This window comes from Actinoalloteichus caeruleus, assembly GCF_049311605.1.
Lineage (GTDB): Bacteria > Actinomycetota > Actinomycetes > Mycobacteriales > Pseudonocardiaceae > Actinoalloteichus_B > Actinoalloteichus_B caeruleus.
Genome location: NZ_CP186005.1, coordinates 1676110 through 1693010 on the forward strand (window position 1 = coordinate 1676110; position 16901 = coordinate 1693010).

Genomic DNA, 16901 nt, shown 5'->3' on the forward strand with positions numbered 1-16901 from the left:
GACCTCGTCAGGCGGTCATCACGGCCTCCAGTCGACGCAGGCTCGCCTTGATCGCCCGCAGGTTCCGCTGGGGGATGCGGGCGAACTCCAACGCCTTCGGGGCGCGGGACGTGGACCAGTCGAACGTCTCGGTCACGTCCGTCGTGCCGTCACCGTTGTCCCGTAGCTCCCAACGCCACCGGTGGCCCCCGGCGTGCCGCCAGGCGATCAGTTCGTTCTCCCGGAACTCCACCACCGTGTTGGTGATGCGGTACGAGAGCCCCAGGCGCATGGACATCCCGAAGGTGCTGCCCAGGGAGAGCCGCTCCGGCCCGCCGGAGCGGGCCGAGAGCACGGTGCCCGAGCCGTCGACCAGGGCGTGCCGCCCGGGGTCGGCGAGCAGGTTGAAGATCCGTTCCGGCTTCGCCGAGATCGTCCTGGTCAGCGAGATCCGTTGTTCCGCCACAGGTCCTCCCCTGTCGGTCTGGTCGTTCGCGGGTGCTCGTCGGTGCGGGCCGGGACGCCCCAGCCGGGCCGGTCAGGCCGGCCGGTCCCGGAGCACGCAGGTCAGCCGGGCGGTGCAGCTGCGCCGGCCGGCCTCGTCCCGGACGATGATCTCGTAGGTGGCGGTCGTCCGGCCCCGGTGCACCGGGGTCGCCACCCCGGTGACCGTTCCCTCGGTCACCGCGCGGTGGTGGGTGCAGGAGAGCTCCAGGCCCACGGCGAGCCGGGTCGGACCGGCGTACAGGGACGCCGCGACGGAGCCGAGGGTCTCCGCGAGCACCGCGTTGGCCCCGCCGTGCAGCAGGCCGAACGGCTGCCGGTTGCCGGCCACCGGCATGGTGGCCTCCACCGACTCCTCCTCCCACCGGGTGATGTGGATCCCCATTCGGTCGATCAGCTGCTCGTCGGGGAACGCCAGCGGAGGCAGGCCCGCGGCGGCTCCGTCCCGCGCTAACGACGAGCTTTCCTGGTGCGGACGGGACTGCGTACTGCGCTCCACCGGGGCCTCCTGGGCGAGACGTCGCACAAAGGTGTCGTCTTGGCACCCTAGACTCGGCGGCCGTGCCTGTGACTGACGGTGCCAGCCAGCACCCGAACCAACTGCTCCTGCTCGACGGCCACTCCCTGGCCTACCGCGCGTTCTACGCCCTGCCCGCGGAGAACTTCCGGACGGGTGCCGGGCAGACCACCAACGCGGTCTACGGCTTCACGTCGATGTTGATCAACCTGCTGCGGGACGAGCAGCCGACCCACCTCGCGGTGGCCTTCGACGTCTCCAGGAAGACCTTCCGAACCGAGAGCTTCCCCGAGTACAAGGCGAACCGGTCCGCGACGCCCGACGACTTCAAGGGCCAGGTCGACCTGATCAAGCAGGTGCTCGAGGCCCTGGGCATCGTCACCCTCGCCGTCGAGGGGTACGAGGCGGACGACATCATCGCCACCCTGACCACCCAGGCGACGGCCGAAGGGGTCCGGGTGCTGATCTGCACCGGCGACCGGGACGCCCTGCAACTGGTCAACGACGAGGTCACGGTGCTCTACCCCAAGCGCGGGGTGTCGGAACTGACCCGCTTCACCCCCGAGGCGGTGGAGGAGAAGTACGGCCTGCGGCCCGCCCAGTACCCGGACTTCGCGGCTCTCCGGGGCGATCCCTCCGACAACCTCCCCGGCATCCCCGGGGTGGGGGAGAAGACGGCGACGAAGTGGATCAGGGAGTTCGGCTCCCTCGCCGCCCTCGTCGACCGGGTCGACGAGGTGAAGGGCAAGGCTGGCGACAACCTGCGGGAGCGGGTGGCCACCGTGCTGCTCAACCGGCAGCTCACCGAGCTCGCCAGGGACGTCGACCTCGGTGTCGAACCTGACGACCTCGCGATGCGCCCCTGGGACAGGGACGCCGTGCACCGCCTCTTCGACGACCTCGAGTTCCGCGTCCTCCGCGACCGCCTGTTCAACACCCTGTCCAGCGCCGAGCCAGAGGCCGACGAGGGGTTCGAGGTCCGGGGCGGCCGGCTCCAGCCGGGAGCGGTCCGCGACTGGCTCGCGGAGCACACCTCCCCTGGGGACCGGGTGGGCCTCGCCGTACGCGGCTCCTGGGCGAGGGGCGCCGGAGACGTGGAGGGCCTCGCCGTGGCCACCGGCACCGGCGAGGGCGCCTACCTGGTCACCGAGGACCTCACCGAGGACGACGAACGGGCGCTCGCGGACTGGCTCGCGGACGCGTCGCGCCCCAAGGCGATGCACGACGCCAAGGGAGCGCTGCACGGCCTCCGGGGACGTGGCTGGAGCCTCGACGGCCTGACCAGCGACACGGCCCTCGCCGCCTACCTGGTCCGCCCCGGGCAACGGTCCTTCGAGCTCAGCGATCTCGTCCTCCGGCACCTCGGCCGCGAACTCCGCAGGGAGGAACCCGAGACGGGAGCCCAGCTCTCCCTCCTCGGCGACCCGGACGAGGAGGAGGGAGCCGTGGCTCGGGACACCATCGTCATCGCCAGGGCCACCGGTGAGCTCGCCGACGCCCTTGACGCGGTGCTGCGGTGGGGATCAGCCGCGGAGGGGACGGGTCCGACCGGGGGAGGTCCCGTCCGGGACGGGGTGTCCCTGCTCGGTGAGCTCGAACTCCCGCTGCTCGCGGTGCTCGCCGAGCTGGAGTCCGCCGGCATCGCCGTCGACGCCGACCGGCTCGCCGGCCTGGAGGCCGACTTCGCCGCGAAGGTGCGGCAGGCGGCGCGGGACGCCTACGGCGAGATCGGCAAGGAGATCAACCTCGGCTCGCCCAAGCAGCTCCAGGTCGTCCTGTTCGACGAACTGGGGATGCCCAAGACCAAGCGCACGAAGACGGGCTACACGACCGACGCCGAGGCGCTCCAGAACCTGCACGCCACCACCGGCCACCCGTTCCTGGCGCACCTGCTGGCCCACCGCGACGCCACCCGTCTGCGCACCACGGTCGAGGGCCTGATCAAGGCGATCGCGGACGACGGGCGGATCCACACCACCTTCAACCAGACGATCGCCGCGACCGGCCGCCTCTCGTCCACCGAGCCCAACCTCCAGAACATCCCCATCCGCAGCGAGGAGGGGCGGCGCATCCGGGAGGCGTTCGTCGTCGGCTCCGGCTTCCAGGAGTTGATGACCGCCGACTACAGCCAGATCGAGATGCGCATCATGGCGCACCTCTCCGGTGACGAGGGTCTCCTCACGGCGTTCCGCGAGGGTGAGGACCTGCACACCTACGTCGCCTCCCGAGCCTTCGACGTCGCTCCGACCGAGGTGAGCGCCGAGTTGCGCCGGCGGGTCAAGGCGATGTCCTACGGACTCGCCTACGGGCTCTCGGTGTACGGTCTGGCTCAGCAACTGCGCATCTCGGCCGACGAGGCCAAGGCTCAGATGGAGGCGTACTTCGCGCGGTTCGGCGCGGTCAGGGACTACCTCCAGGCCGTCGTCGAGCGGGCGAGGAAGGACGGCTACACCGAGACCGTGCTGGGTCGCCGCCGCTACCTGCCGGATCTGACGAGCGACAACCGCCAGCGCCGGGAGATGGCGGAGCGGATGGCGCTCAACGCTCCCATCCAGGGCAGCGCGGCCGACATCATCAAGGTCGCGATGCTCGGCGTCCACCGCGCGCTCGTCGCCGCCGGACTCCGGTCGAGGATGCTGCTACAGGTGCACGACGAACTCGTGCTCGAGATCGCCGAGGGCGAGCGGGAAGCGGTGGAGGAACTGGTCCGGGCCGAGATGGGCAGTGCGTACCAACTGGACGTGCCGCTGGAGGTCTCGGTCGGCGTGGGCGCCTCCTGGGACGCCGCGGCACACTGACCGGGAGGTCACGTTGTTCAAGGTGGAGCGGTTCGATCACATAGTGATGACCGTCAACGACATGGACCGGACGGTCGCGTTCTACCGCGACGTGCTCGGCATGCAACCGGTCACCTACGCGGAGGGGCGCCAGGGCCTGGCGTTCGGGGTGCAGCGGATCAACCTGCACCCCGCCTCGCAGGAGATCGGGCCGTCCGCGACCTACCCGTTGCCCGGTTCGGTGGACCTCTGCCTCATCACCACCACCCCCATCGCCGAGGTGAAGGACCACCTGTGGGCCTGTGACGTGCGGATCGAGGAGGGACCGGTCTCGCGGCAGGGCGCGCTCGGCCCGATGATCTCGCTGTACTTCCGCGATCCGGACGGCAACCTCGTCGAGGTCGCGAGGTACGAGGAGCTCTGAGCCGGGGTGGGGACCGGCCGGGTGCGGTCGATCCCCACCCGGTGCGGCGCGAGGCGGTGCCGGAGGAGCGAGCGGGTGGCGGGAACCGCCCGGTCGCGGGGGACGGGGCCGGGCTGGCGCGCGCGTCCGGCGTCGGGACCCCGCGATGGCCGTGGGCTGGCGCCATCACGGAGGTGCCCCGACCACCCTCGGGCGCTCCCGTGCGCTGCCGCCGGGGGCGACGCCCCGTGCCCGACGGGCCAGGCCCTACCGCCGGCCCGGTCGGTGGCGTCGACCGCCCCCTGGGGCGTCCCTGGGCGGCGTGGCCGGGGGCGTTCGCGCAGGCGTGGCCCCCTCACCCGGGCGCGACGGCGGTGCCGCCGCTGTCCTCGAGCGGGGCGTGGCTCCGCCGGTGGGACGTGGTTCGCCAACGCCTCCGCCGTACCGGCCCTCCGTGGAGGCCGGTGGCGGGGGAGCCGGGCCGGACGAGGATCCGCCGTGCCGGCGGGACGAGCCACCCCAGTGACCGGGTCGGGGCCGGGTGCCCGGGCGCTGACCCGCCCCCAGCCACCGGCGTGGAGCGACCGGGGGTGTCGTCGGTCCGGTGTTCCCACCCCGGGTTCACCGCGGTGGCGGGGTCGGGCGTCCCCGCCACGCGCCGTCCCGGTCGCCGGACCCGGCTCCGGGGCGCTCGCGGCTGGCCTGGCACGCGCCCGCGCGCCCGAACCGCGCCGGACGGCGGGAGGACCGCCACGCGCCCGTCGCCGGGTGGTCGGTGCCGGCGGCCGTCGATGGCCGTCGGTGGCCGACTCCCTTCGGCGCGGGCGGCGGACCGGGCCGGCCCGTGACGACCGGCCCGGCGGGTTGGGCCGAGCCCCTGGGCGGCTCTCTCAGCGGCGGCTTCCGCCGACGAGCAGGACGGAGCCGTCCGGCTCCGTGCCGCAGTCGAACTCGCCGATCACGGTGTTCGTGGTCAGGTCGATGGTGCTCACCGTGCTCGTCTCGAACTGCGGGATCAGGGCGATGTCCTCGTCGGGGTGGAGGATCGCCGACGCGGGGATGCCCCGCATCGTGATCGACGCGATGTGCCGGTAGTCCCGGGTGTACAGGTGGACCTGGTTGTTCTGGATGTCCGTGATCAGCAGCCGGTTCTTCCTGATCGCGTACACCCGCAGCGGGTCCCCGTTGATGGGGAAGGACCGGCGCAGCCGCATCGAGGCCGTGTCGAACTCCAGCACCGCCGGGGTCTGCCGGGCACCCACGTAGAGGGTGCGCTCGTCCTCGCTGAGCGAGCAGCCCTCCGGCAGCGCCCCGGCACCCACCACCCGGGGCCCGACGGAGGCGACCCACGGGCGGACCACGGAGACCGAGTTCGATTCCAGGCCGGTGGCGAAGGCGCGCTCGCCGTCGCGGGTCACCGCGACCATGTGGGTCTTGCGGCCCCCGGTCGGCAGGACGGCGGCCGGGCGGGTGTCGGTGAGCGGGTCGTCGAAGACCAGCAGGGTGTTCGTGCCCTCGCTCAACACGAAGAGCCGGTCCTGGCGGTCGACGGCCAGTCCGTGGATGCGGTTGTGGGATCCCGTGCTGATGGTGCGCACGAGGCGGCGCCGTTGGAGGTCGACGACGAGGACGGAGTTCCCGCCCTGGCCCTCGTCGCCGGACATCCGCACCCCGTAGTGGCCGATGAAGGCGTAACGCTTGCGCCGGTCGGAGACCATCTCGTGCGGGTAGTCGGGAAGCCCGATCGTCGTCTGGCGCTCGCCGCTCGCGGTGTCGAAGAAGCTCAGCTGGTGGCTGCCCTTCTCGACCAGGGCGAGGATGTCGCCGGTGCGTCCACTGCCCGGTCGGGGGCGGTGGCCCCCGGCGAGCGCGCTCCCCGCGCCGGCCAGCCCCAGGCCGCCGGCCACTCCGCCCGCCGCCACGAGCTTGAGCATCGAACGTCTGTCCACCATCTCGTCTCCTCCTCGACCGAGGTACCACCACCCGACCCGCGGGGGGAGGTTCGCCCCCGCAGGTTGCTTGCGCAATCAACTGTGGAGTGAACAGGGGCGCGAAGTGAGCAGTCAATGGCTGGCTACCCCGATCGGCGGGGTGTTCGGCGGCCGAATGTCACACCGGGAATGCGACCGACGACGCAACGGTGACTGGGCTGGCCGGGTCAGGGGCGGGGAGCGGCCCCGGGTGACGGCCCCCGGCCCGGTCGCGCCGCGCCCTCGGCCAGCCGCCTCGGCGGTTCCGCCGGCGGTGGCGGTGGGCGCCAGTGGACGCGAGGTGGGGCGTCGCGTCGCAGGTCACGCTGGGTGTGCGCCGTCGGGGGTCGTGCCGGGCACGGGATGCGCGGGCTGGCGGGGTGGACGACTGGGGGGCCGCTGTTCCGTGGTCTCCACCGCTGGTCAACTCGATCCGGGGGGAAACGTCACTCTCGTGAGATAACCATGTGGTAACTATTATTGTCCGATTTCGGAGTGACGCTGTGTCATCACGGGCCGTGACGCAGTCCGGTGGCGGGACGGGATTCCCAGATGGTCCAGAGCGGCCGGTAGCCCTGTCGTGGCCAGAACACCGAGCTGAGCGGGTTGGGCGGGTTGTAGTACAGGTAGGTGGCCCGCGCCCCCGCCGTGTCGAACTCCTCGTGCGCCCGGGCCATCAACAGCTGACCCACGCCCAGCCCTCGGGCTCCGGAGGCCACCGACACGCAGTTGACGTACCCGAGGAGGCCGGTGGGGAGGCGGGTCGACCCCGGGCTGCCCTCCGCCACCGGGCTCCACGCGCCCTCGGCGAGGCCGATCACCAGTCCGTCCACCTCCGCCAGCCAGACGGGGTGGTCCCCCGCCAGCCTCGTCCGCAGGGTCTCCGCCTTCAGGTCACGGGCGTCCGGGCGCAGGACGGTCCCGCCGACCAGCGCGGAGTACTCCAACTCCGCCATCGCCAGGTCCAGGACCTCCGTCAGGTCCGAGGGCCCGCCCCGGCGCACCCGGACCCGGTCGTCGACCGGTGCCGGCCGGGACGGGGCGGCGGTGGTCCTGATCGCGAGCACGCTCAGCGGCACGAAGCCGTGGTCGAGCAGCACCCGCGTCGCCTCGGCGTCCCGGCTGGGCCAGATCACCTCGACCGCCGAGTCCGGTTCGGCCGCCAGCCCGTCCACCAGTACCGGGCGGGCCGCGGCGAGGAGTTCGGCCAGTCCCTCCGCCCCCACCGAGCCGAGCAGGGGCGTCAGCTCGCGGCAGTACCGGGCCGACCACAGGCTGGACACGGTGCCGGGAGGGTGGTGGTGGAAGGCGACCACGCCCCCGACCACCCTGCCGTCGGGCAGGGCGGCGACCACCGGTTCTCCCACGGGCGCGACCCGCTGGGCCGGGATCACGGGGTCCAGTCGGGCGAAGCGCGCCGACTGCTCGGCGAGGAGGTTGCGGGTGGTGGTCATCGCTCGTTCCTGTCGCGGCTCGGGGGTGGCACCGGCCCAGCGTGGCAGCCCGTCCCGACGGCGCCGACCGTCAGCCGTCCGCCTTCTCCGCGCGGAAGATGGCGGTGCCCGGGAACAGCCGACCGCGCAGCGGGCTCCACTGCCCCCACACCCGGTCGTGCCCCGCCGGCCACTCCGGCTCCACCAGGTCGACGAGCCGAAGCCCCGCACCGACCAGGGCGCGGACGTGGTCGCCGATCGTCCGGTGGTACTCCACGTAGGTCGGCACCCCGTCCTCGTCGACCTCGACGTAGGGCGTCCGGTCGAAGTACGACTGGCGGACCGTCAGGCCCGCGGGGCCGGGATCGTCCGGGAAGATCCACCGCATCGGGTGAGTCACGGCGAAGACCCACCGTCCGCCGGGCCGGAGGACCCGGGCGACCTCGGAGGTCAACCGGTCGAGGTCGGAGACGAACGGGACCGCGCCGAACGCCGAGCACGCGAGGTCGAAGCTCTCCGAGGCGAACGGGAGCGCGTCCGCGCTCGCCAGCACCAGGGGGACGTCGACGCCGGACTCGGCGGCGCCCAGCGCGGCGTGGCGCAACATGCCGGCGGAAAGGTCCATGGCGACCGGGTGGGCGCCCCGCGTCCGAAGCCAGCGGGAGCAGCTCGCGGACCCGCAGCCGACCTCCAGGACGCTGGCTCCTCGCACCTCGCCGAGGAGCCCGAGGTCGCCTTCGGTGACGCCCTCCGGGGCCCACCGGAACTCGGTCAGCCCGAGGAAGTCTCCGTGTTCGCGCTGGTAGTCGTCGGCGTCGGCGTCCCACCACGCGCGGCTGGCGGCGCGGGCGGCGGCCGGCCCGGGTGTGGTGCGGGACACCCCGCTGGTGCCGAGGGTGCCCTCCGCGTGCCGGAACCTCGGGTCGCCGGTCGTCCCGGGTGCTGGCGACCCCGCACCCGGCTGGGGACTGTTCGTCACTCGTCCACCGACCCGTCTACCTGCGTTGATCAACTTCTTCGGATCGCATCCGGGTTTGCCCAGGGATCACCTGGGCGCGTACGATACCTCTGCGTTGTCAGACTGTTCCGCACCCGTCAGGGCCGCGAGTCGCGTGGACGCCGGAGTGGATCCGGGCCCGCGGGGGTCGTGCCACCGATCGGTGGCGAGCTACCGGCCCGTCGCGCGGAGGCCTACGATGGCGTCCAGAGCAGACAAGTGAAGCAAGTCGCCCGCTACCTCGAATCCATACCGGAGCCACCTACCTAATGTCCACCGACACCACCACTGTCCCGGCTGCCAACTCGTCGAAGCAGCAGGTTGCCGTCAACGATATCGGGACGGAGGAGGACTTCCTCGCGGCCATCGACGAAACCATCAAGTACTTCAACGATGGCGACATCGTTGAAGGCACCATCGTCAAGGTCGATCGTGACGAGGTGCTGCTCGACATCGGCTACAAGACCGAAGGCGTCATTCCTTCGCGCGAGCTGTCGATCAAGCACGACGTCGATCCGGCCGAGGTGGTCACCGTCGGTGACCACGTCGAGGCCCTTGTCCTCCAGAAGGAGGACAAAGAAGGTCGGCTGATCCTGTCCAAGAAGCGCGCCCAGTACGAGCGCGCCTGGGGCACCATCGAGGCGCTCAAGGAGAAGGACGAGCCGGTCAAGGGCACCGTCATCGAGGTCGTCAAGGGCGGCCTGATCCTCGACATCGGCCTCCGGGGCTTCCTCCCCGCCTCCCTCGTCGAGATGCGCCGCGTCCGGGACCTCCAGCCCTACGTCAGCCGCGAGCTCGAGGCGAAGATCATCGAGCTGGACAAGAACCGCAACAACGTGGTCCTGTCCCGGCGCGCCTGGCTGGAGCAGACCCAGTCCGAGGTGCGGAGCGAGTTCCTCAACCAGCTCCAGAAGGGGCAGGTCCGCAAGGGCGTCGTCTCCTCGATCGTCAACTTCGGTGCCTTCGTCGACCTCGGCGGGGTGGACGGTCTGGTGCACGTCTCCGAGCTCTCCTGGAAGCACATCGACCACCCGAGCGAGGTCGTCGAGGTGGGCCAGGAGGTCACCGTCGAGGTGCTCGACGTGGACATGGAGCGCGAGCGCGTGTCGCTGTCGCTCAAGGCCACCCAGGAAGACCCGTGGCGCCAGTTCGCCAGGACGCACGCCATCGGCCAGATCGTGCCCGGCAAGGTCACCAAGCTGGTCCCCTTCGGCGCGTTCGTCCGGGTGGACGAGGGCATCGAGGGTCTGGTCCACATCTCGGAGCTGGCCGAGCGCCACGTCGAGGTGCCGGAGCAGGTCGTGCAGGTCGGCAACGAGGTCATGGTCAAGGTCATCGACATCGACCTCGAGCGTCGCCGCATCTCGCTGTCGCTGAAGCAGGCCAACGAGGGCTTCACTCCCGAGATGGAGTTCGACCCGACCCAGTACGGCATGGCCGCCGAGTACGACAACGAGGGCAACTACATCTACCCCGAGGGCTTCGACCCGGAGACCCAGGAGTGGATGGAGGGCTACGACTCGCAGCGCGAGGAGTGGGAGGGCCAGTACGCCGAGGCCCAGCGCCGCTACGAGCAGCACAAGAAGCAGGTCACCAAGGCTGCCGAGGAGGGCGTGGACGTGGAGCCGGTCGGCGACCAGAGCTACTCGTCCGACACTCCGCGTGCCGACTCCAGCGGTTCGCTCGCCAGCGACGAGCAGCTCGCCGCCCTGCGGGAGAAGCTGTCCGGCGGCGCGTGAGCGCGATCAGCCCGGATCTTTGATCCGCGCTGAGTGAGCCAGTACGGTCGTCAGAGCCCGCACCTCCCGAGGTGCGGGCTCTGACGCGTTTCGGGAGGGGTCGCTGTGCTGCGTATCGGACTGACCGGGGGCATCGGTGCGGGGAAGTCCACCGTCGCGCGGCGGCTGGCCGAGCACGGGGCCGTCGTGGTCGACGCGGACGAACTGGCCAGGAGGGTGGTGGCGCCCGGTAGCGAGGGGCTGCGGGAGGTCGTCGCCGCGTTCGGCGTCGGGGTGCTGACCCCGGAGGGGGCCCTGGACCGCCCGGAGGTGGCGCGGCGTGTCTTCTCGGACGAGGCGGAGCGGGCCCGCTTGAACTCGATCCTGCACCCCCGGGTGGCGGAGTTGGCCGCCGCGGCGTTCGAGGCCGCTCCCCCGGACGCGGTCGTCGTCCACGACATCCCGCTCCTGGTCGAGAAGGGGATGAGTTCCCAGTACCACCTGGCGGTGGTGGTGATGGCCCCCGAGCGGGTCCGGGTGGATCGGTTGCGTCGGACCCGGGGGATGACCGAGTCCGAGGCCCGGGGTCGCATCGGCAGCCAGGCGACGGACGAGGACCGTCGGGCGGCGGCGGACGTCCTGCTGGACAACACGGCGTCCCGGCGGGTGTTGCTGGCCGAGGTGGACGCCCTGTGGCGTGACCGCCTGGTCCCCTTCGAGCGCAACGTGCGACTGGTCCGCTCGGGTCGGGACGCCACCGCCCCGGTGCTGGTCGACCACGACCCGGACTGGGCGGCGCAGGCCGCGCGGATCGTCGAGCGGGTGCGCCGCGTGGCCGGGCCCGACGCGCTGCGCGTCGACCACGTCGGTTCCACCTCCGTTCCCCACCTGCCGGCGAAGGACGTCCTCGACCTCCAGCTGACGGTGGCGGACCTCGCGACGGCGGACGCCCTCGCCGCCCCGCTCGCCGCTGCCGGGTTCCCGCGTTTCGAGGGCATCGACTCCGACGCCCCGCAGCCGTGGGACCCGGACCCGGACCAGTGGCGCAAGCGCGTGCACACCTCGGCGGACCCGGGACGCGCGGTGAACCTGCACGTGCGGGTCGTCGGGACCGAGGGGTGGCGGTACGCGCTGCTGTTCCCGGCATGGTTGCGGGCGGATGAGGCGGCGCGGGCGGACTACGCCAGCCTCAAGCGCGCGACGGCCGAGAGGTTCGGCCGCGACCGCGACGCGGCGGCGTACACGGCCGGCAAGGAGCCCTGGTTCACGGAACGGTTGCCAGCGGCCGACCGGTGGGCCGCGCGGGTGGGGTGGCGGGCCGGGGACGAGACCGGCCGGACCTAGTCGGGGGACCAGACGGGGGCGGGTTGCTCGAACCGGGGCGTGCGCGACCCCCGGGACCGGCTGGTCCCGGCGGGCCGGGCTGGTCGTCGGGGTCGGTAACGGCGCACCCACCGCCGACCCCGACGCGCTCAGCCCCCGGGCAGGGACCGGGTGATGCCGAGTCCCAACAGCCAGCTGCCCAGGTCGTGGTGGTACTCGCTGATCTCCTCCAGCGTGCGGTGCACGGTCCGCAGCGCCAGTTCGGCGTCGGCCGCGCGGAGGACGCGGCCGGTCACCGCCGCCGCGAACTCGGCCGAGTTCACGATGCGGGGAGTCCGCCGACCCTGGAGGGCGAGCCCCAGGAGGAGGTCGGTGGTCCGCCAGGAGCGGTGGTCGTGGGTGACCCTGATGGCCGTCAGCAGGGTCGGTCCGCTTCTGGCGTGCCGCGACCGGGGTCGGCGGCGCTGGATCCTGATGCCCTGGGCGGGCAGGACCCAGCTGACCTCGGAGCTGGTGAACGGATCGTCGGGTGTCGCGCTCTCGGTGCGTAAGCCCCAGTGCTCGACCCGACAGGTGGTGAGATGGTGACGTGTTCCGGACGGGTAGTTCCGGACCGAGGTGATCGTGTCGACCACATCGATCAACTGCGGTGTGACAACGGCGCCCACAAGCTCAGAGGGTAGCCATTTCGCCCCACTTTGTGATGAGGGGAACATCGTCTTTCTGTTACGAATCCGGCATTGTCGATCAGTGACTCCGTTCCGTTCCCGAATCGCGGGGAAGAACGACCCGGACAGCGGTTGACGAATTCCTCGTCAGCTGTCGGCGGAGTCGGTTGGCTCTCGCCAGGTGATCGTGACGCCGGTGGACGCGAGCCAGGCGGTGACGTCGTAGCCGTGCGCCGCGATGCCGCCGACGGCGTGGTGCGCCGCGGTCATGGCGCGTTCCGCGCTGTCAGCGGAGAGCAGGTCGGCCCGGACGGCCGCGATGAGCTCGTCGGAGTCCACCACCTCCACGCCGCGTCCGGTGCGGACGAGGATGTCGAGGTAGCAGTCGCGGGTCCGCCACCGCGCGGGGTCCTCCGGGGAACGGGTGATCTCGGCGACGTCGAGGTAGAAGTCGTAGTCGGCCTCCTCGCCGGGCCACCACGTCCACCGACTCAACCGAATGCGGTGTTCCGGCAACAGCCACGATTCCAGGTAGCGGAAGCGGTGGTGGTCCACCACCTCCCTGGCGAGGTACAGACCGAACTCCTCGCGCCGGTACTCGTCGACGGTGCGGCGGAATCCCTTCGGATCGGTGTTGGTCATGGTTCTGGTGTCGAAGAGCTCGATCTTGGGCGCGTGGATGTGCGGGGCGGCGGCGGTGGTCTCGACGCTCATGCACCAATAGTGCACATCCGGGGAAGGGGGCGGAGGCGCCCTCGCCGTCCGCGTGGTCGGGTGCTCACCCAGGATGAACTGGCCGGCCGGCCTGCCCGGGCCGTGGGGGCCCCTTCCTCCTCCGTCAGTGCGAACAGGGCGTCCCCGGGGTGCTGGGGTAGGCGGCTTTTTGATTACAGCGTCCCCCGCATGGGTGAAAATGCGCTGGACTGTGCTCCCCGGCGCGGGAGGGACCCGCGACGGTCGTGGAGGGACACGTGTTCGGGATTCTTCGGCCCTGCCAGCACACCCTGCCCCCGGCGCTGCGCACCGCCTGGATGGGGCACCTGTGCGGTCTGTGCCTCGCGCTCCGTGACGCGCACGGGCACCTGGCGAGGGTCGCGACGAGCTACGACGGGCTGCTGCTGTCGGTCCTGTTCACCGCCCAGCTGCCACCGGAGGGGACGCGCGCGGCCCAACGGGCCGCCGGGCCCTGCGCGTTGCGCGGCTTCCGGGGTGCCTCGGTGGCGGTGGGCGCGGGGGCCAGACTGGCGGCCACGGTGTCCCTCGCGCTGGCCTCCGCCCGAATCCGGGACCACGTGCTCGACGGCGACGGCCACTACGCGCGCCGGCCGGTGCGCTCGGTCGCCGGTCGGGTGGCCGACCGCTGGGCACGTCAGGTCTCCGCCGCCGGCCGGGGCCTGCGGCTGGACACCGACTCCCTGCTGGCGGTCGTCGCGCACCAGGACGAGGTGGAACGGGACGCTCGACCGGGCTCCGACGTCCGCGTGGTGACGGCACCGACCGAGTCGGCGACCGCCCAGGCCTTCGCCCACACCGCGGTGCTGGCCGGGATGCCGGGGAACGCCGACCCGCTGCGCGAGGCGGGCCGGATGTTCGGCCGGCTGGGGCACCTCCTGGACGCGGTCCAGGACCTGCCGTCGGACACCGCCAGCGGGGCGTGGAACCCGCTGACCGCCACCGCGACGAGCCTGGACCGGGCCCGTGAGCTCTGCGCGGAGGCGCTCGACGACCTGCTCGCCGCGCTGCGCCGGGTGACCCTCACCGACTCCCGCCTCGCGCACGCACTGCTCGCCCACCAGCTGCCCCGCTCGGTGCGCCACGCCTTCCGGGGGCACGTCGACGGGCCCCCGGCGGGACGCGAGGGGCAGGGCCACGGCCACCAGGGACGCACCACCCTGCCGGGGCTCCGGCACCTTCCTCCCGACCACGGTCATGACCGGCCGTACCAGGAGTACCCGGGGCAGGGACCGGGGCCCACCGATCCGCCCGACACCGGTGGCCCCGGCGGGCCGGGGGAGCGGTCGGGTGGTGGGGGTGGGAGCCGGTGCGGCTGCCCCCCGGTGCGGAATCCTCCCGTGCCCCGGGGTGTGCTCGCCGGATGCGGGTTGGCGCTGTGGATGACCTGCACCTGCCAGGTCTGCTGCCGTGACTCGTTCCCGGGCCCGTGGAGCGGCCAGCCCCGGACCGGTCTGTGCGAGAGCTGCGGTCCCTGCTGCGAGGCCTGCTCCTGCTGCGGCAACGGCTGCTCCTGCTGCGGGAGCTGCTCCTGCTGCTCCGACTGAGGCCGGGGTGGGGAGACCCACCCTCCTCGTGGCGGCGGCCACCGCGTCCGGACCCGCCGACGGGGTGAGTTGGCCCACCTGGTGGCGGAGGCCGCGCCCGGCCCAGCCCCCGGCGGGCCACCCCCGTCGGTGTTCCGGCCTACCCTCGTGGACGTGGGACACGCACCGATTACCGCCTCCTCCGCGTTCCGTCCGGTCAGCGACATCCCTCGCGCGGACGGGCGCTTCCGCGTCGTGAGCGACTACGAGCCCGCGGGTGACCAGCCGCAGGCCATCGCCGAGTTGGAACGGCGCATCCGGGCGGGCGAGAAGGACGTGGTCCTGCTGGGGGCCACGGGAACCGGCAAGTCCGCCACGGCGGCGTGGCTGATCGAGAAGGTCCAGCGCCCGACGCTGCTGCTCGCGCCCAACAAGACCCTGGCGGCTCAGCTGGCGAACGAGCTGCGCGGGTTCTTCCCGGAGAACGCCGTCGAGTACTTCGTCAGCTACTACGACTACTACCAGCCCGAGGCCTACGTCCCGCAGACCGACACCTACATCGAGAAGGACTCGTCGATCAACGACGACGTCGAACGGCTCCGCCACTCGGCGACGATGAGCCTGCTCACCCGGCGGGATGTCCTCGTGGTGGCCTCGGTGTCGTGCATCTACGGCCTCGGGACCCCGCAGTCGTACCTCGACAGGTCGATCCCGTTGCGGCTCAACGAGGAGGTCGACCGGGACGTGCTGCTGCGGGCGTTGGTCGACGTGCAGTACACCCGCAACGACCTGGCCTTCAACCGGGGCACCTTCCGGGTGCGCGGGGACACCGTGGAGGTGATCCCCGCCTACGAGGAGCTCGCCATCCGCATCGAGTTCTTCGGCGACGAGATCGACCGGCTCCACTACCTGCACCCGCTCACCGGAGAGGTGGTCCGCGAGGTCGACGAACTCCGCATCTTCCCCGCGACCCACTACGTGGCCGGGCCGGACCGCATGGAACGGGCGATCGGTGAGATCGAGGCCGAGCTGGCCACCCAGCTGGAGTCGATGGAGCGGCGCGGGAAGCTGCTGGAGGCCCAGCGGCTGCGGATGCGGACCTCCTACGACATCGAGATGATGCGGCAGGTCGGGTTCTGCTCCGGCATCGAGAACTACTCGCGGTTCATCGACGACAGGCCTGCCGGCTCCGCCCCGGCCACCCTGATCGACTACTTCCCGGACGACTTCCTGCTCATCATCGACGAGTCGCACGTCACCGTCCCCCAGATCGGGGGGATGTTCGAGGGGGACGCCTCCCGGAAACGCACCCTGGTCGAGCACGGGTTCCGGCTGCCCAGCGCCCTGGACAACCGGCCGTTGAACTGGGAGGAGTTCGCCGACCGGATCGGGCAGACCGTCTACCTCTCGGCGACTCCGGGGCCGTTCGAGATGGGGCAGACCGGCGGCGAGTTCGTCGAACAGGTCATCCGCCCGACGGGGCTGGTCGATCCGGAGGTGCACGTCAAGCCCACCGAGGGCCAGATCGACGACCTGGTGCACGAGATCCGGTTGCGCACCGAGGCCGACGAGCGGGTGCTGGTGACGACGCTGACGAAGAAGATGGCGGAGGACCTCACCGACTACCTGTTGGAGCTGGGGATCAGGGTCCGGTACCTCCACTCGGAGGTGGACACGCTCCGCCGGGTCGAGCTGCTGCGACAGCTCCGGATCGGTGAGTTCGACGTGCTGGTCGGCATCAACCTGCTCCGGGAGGGCCTCGACCTGCCCGAGGTGTCGCTGGTGGCCATCCTGGACGCGGACAAGGAGGGCTTCCTGCGCTCGGGCACCAGCCTGATCCAGACGATCGGCCGGGCCGCCCGGAACGTCTCCGGACAGGTGCACATGTACGCCGACACGGTCACCGACTCGATGCGGCGGGCCATCGACGAGACGAACCGGCGTCGGGCGAAGCAGGTCGCCTACAACGAGGAGCACGGCATCGACCCGCAGCCGTTGCGCAAGAAGATCGCCGACATCCTCGACCGCGTCCACTCGGAGGCGGAGGACTCCGAGGAGGTCGTCCCGGTCGGTGGCTCGGGTCGGAACGCGTCCCGGGGCAAGAAGCCCGGGGGTGGCGGCCCCGGGTCCTCCAGCGCCGGTGTGCTGGAGGACCGCGATGTGCGGTCGATGCCGAGGGCGGAGCTCGCCGACCTCGTCGCCCAGCTCACCGACCAGATGATGCGGGCCGCGCGGGACCTCCAGTTCGAGGTGGCGGCCCGGCTGCGGGACGAGATCTCCGACCTGAAGAAGGAGCTCCGGGGCATGGACGCGGCCGGTCTCCAGTGAACTGACCGCGCCGTGCGACCCGGGGG

The 16901-nt window shown here is 71.8% G+C and carries 13 protein-coding genes; 6 read left to right on the forward strand and 7 right to left on the reverse strand.

Features of this window, described 5'->3' with window-relative positions:
• Positions 1 to 7: 7 nt before the first annotated feature.
• Together ACOJVX_RS07565 and ACOJVX_RS07570 are read right to left on the reverse strand one after the other, a co-directional pair.
• Positions 8 to 445 (reverse strand): SRPBCC family protein, encoded by a 438-nt coding sequence (locus tag ACOJVX_RS07565; protein WP_026418953.1) that lies wholly within the window; start codon positions 443 to 445, stop codon positions 8 to 10.
• Between the two features lie 72 nt (positions 446 to 517).
• Positions 518 to 982: a hotdog fold thioesterase gene (locus tag ACOJVX_RS07570; RefSeq protein ID WP_026418952.1), complete on the reverse strand. Its 465-nt coding sequence runs from the start codon at positions 980 to 982 to the stop codon at positions 518 to 520.
• 62 nt (positions 983 to 1044) lie between these two features.
• Between ACOJVX_RS07570 and polA the strand changes: the two genes are divergently transcribed.
• Both polA and ACOJVX_RS07580 read left to right on the forward strand, forming a co-directional pair.
• Positions 1045 to 3798: a DNA polymerase I gene (polA, locus tag ACOJVX_RS07575; RefSeq protein WP_418154184.1), complete on the forward strand. Its 2754-nt coding sequence runs from the start codon at positions 1045 to 1047 to the stop codon at positions 3796 to 3798.
• A 22-nt stretch (positions 3799 to 3820) separates the two neighbouring features.
• Complete coding sequence (locus ACOJVX_RS07580; protein ID WP_308208845.1) at positions 3821 to 4201, forward strand: VOC family protein; 381 nt, start codon at positions 3821 to 3823, stop codon at positions 4199 to 4201.
• Between the two features lie 869 nt (positions 4202 to 5070).
• Here ACOJVX_RS07580 and ACOJVX_RS07585 read toward each other — a convergent pair.
• From ACOJVX_RS07585 to ACOJVX_RS07595, 3 genes are all read right to left on the reverse strand, one after another.
• The gene (locus ACOJVX_RS07585) at positions 5071 to 6132 is read right to left on the reverse strand and encodes a YncE family protein (RefSeq protein WP_030105786.1); all 1062 of its coding nucleotides are present in this window, start codon (positions 6130 to 6132) and stop codon (positions 5071 to 5073) included.
• Between the two features lie 527 nt (positions 6133 to 6659).
• Positions 6660 to 7604 (reverse strand): GNAT family N-acetyltransferase, encoded by a 945-nt coding sequence (locus ACOJVX_RS07590; protein WP_026418947.1) that lies wholly within the window; start codon positions 7602 to 7604, stop codon positions 6660 to 6662.
• A gap of 70 nt (positions 7605 to 7674) precedes the next feature.
• Positions 7675 to 8562 carry a class I SAM-dependent methyltransferase gene (locus tag ACOJVX_RS07595; RefSeq protein ID WP_418154182.1) on the reverse strand — a complete coding sequence of 296 codons (888 nt, stop codon included), beginning with the start codon at positions 8560 to 8562 and terminating at the stop codon, positions 7675 to 7677.
• 287 nt (positions 8563 to 8849) lie between these two features.
• Between ACOJVX_RS07595 and rpsA the strand changes: the two genes are divergently transcribed.
• Both rpsA and coaE read left to right on the forward strand, forming a co-directional pair.
• A complete protein-coding gene (rpsA, locus tag ACOJVX_RS07600; protein WP_422647364.1) occupies positions 8850 to 10319 on the forward strand; it encodes a 30S ribosomal protein S1 in 1470 nt (489 codons plus the stop codon).
• 105 nt (positions 10320 to 10424) lie between these two features.
• On the forward strand, positions 10425 to 11642 hold the full coding sequence (gene coaE / locus ACOJVX_RS07605) for a dephospho-CoA kinase (protein ID WP_026418944.1): 1218 nt from the start codon (positions 10425 to 10427) through the stop codon (positions 11640 to 11642).
• 128 nt (positions 11643 to 11770) lie between these two features.
• On the opposite strand, the gene ACOJVX_RS07610 is transcribed toward coaE, so the two are convergent.
• Both ACOJVX_RS07610 and ACOJVX_RS07615 read right to left on the reverse strand, forming a co-directional pair.
• Positions 11771 to 12289 carry a hypothetical protein gene (locus ACOJVX_RS07610; protein WP_026418943.1) on the reverse strand — a complete coding sequence of 173 codons (519 nt, stop codon included), beginning with the start codon at positions 12287 to 12289 and terminating at the stop codon, positions 11771 to 11773.
• A gap of 147 nt (positions 12290 to 12436) precedes the next feature.
• Positions 12437 to 13003: a DUF402 domain-containing protein gene (locus tag ACOJVX_RS07615; protein ID WP_418154180.1), complete on the reverse strand. Its 567-nt coding sequence runs from the start codon at positions 13001 to 13003 to the stop codon at positions 12437 to 12439.
• Positions 13004 to 13260: 257 nt separating this feature from the next.
• Here ACOJVX_RS07615 and ACOJVX_RS07620 point away from each other — a divergent pair, with 257 nt between their 5' ends.
• Complete coding sequence (locus ACOJVX_RS07620) at positions 13261 to 14568, forward strand: DUF5685 family protein (protein ID WP_026418941.1); 1308 nt, start codon at positions 13261 to 13263, stop codon at positions 14566 to 14568.
• A 153-nt stretch (positions 14569 to 14721) separates the two neighbouring features.
• Positions 14722 to 16875 (forward strand): excinuclease ABC subunit UvrB, encoded by a 2154-nt coding sequence (gene uvrB / locus ACOJVX_RS07625; protein ID WP_418154178.1) that lies wholly within the window; start codon positions 14722 to 14724, stop codon positions 16873 to 16875.
• Positions 16876 to 16901: the final 26 nt, after the last annotated feature.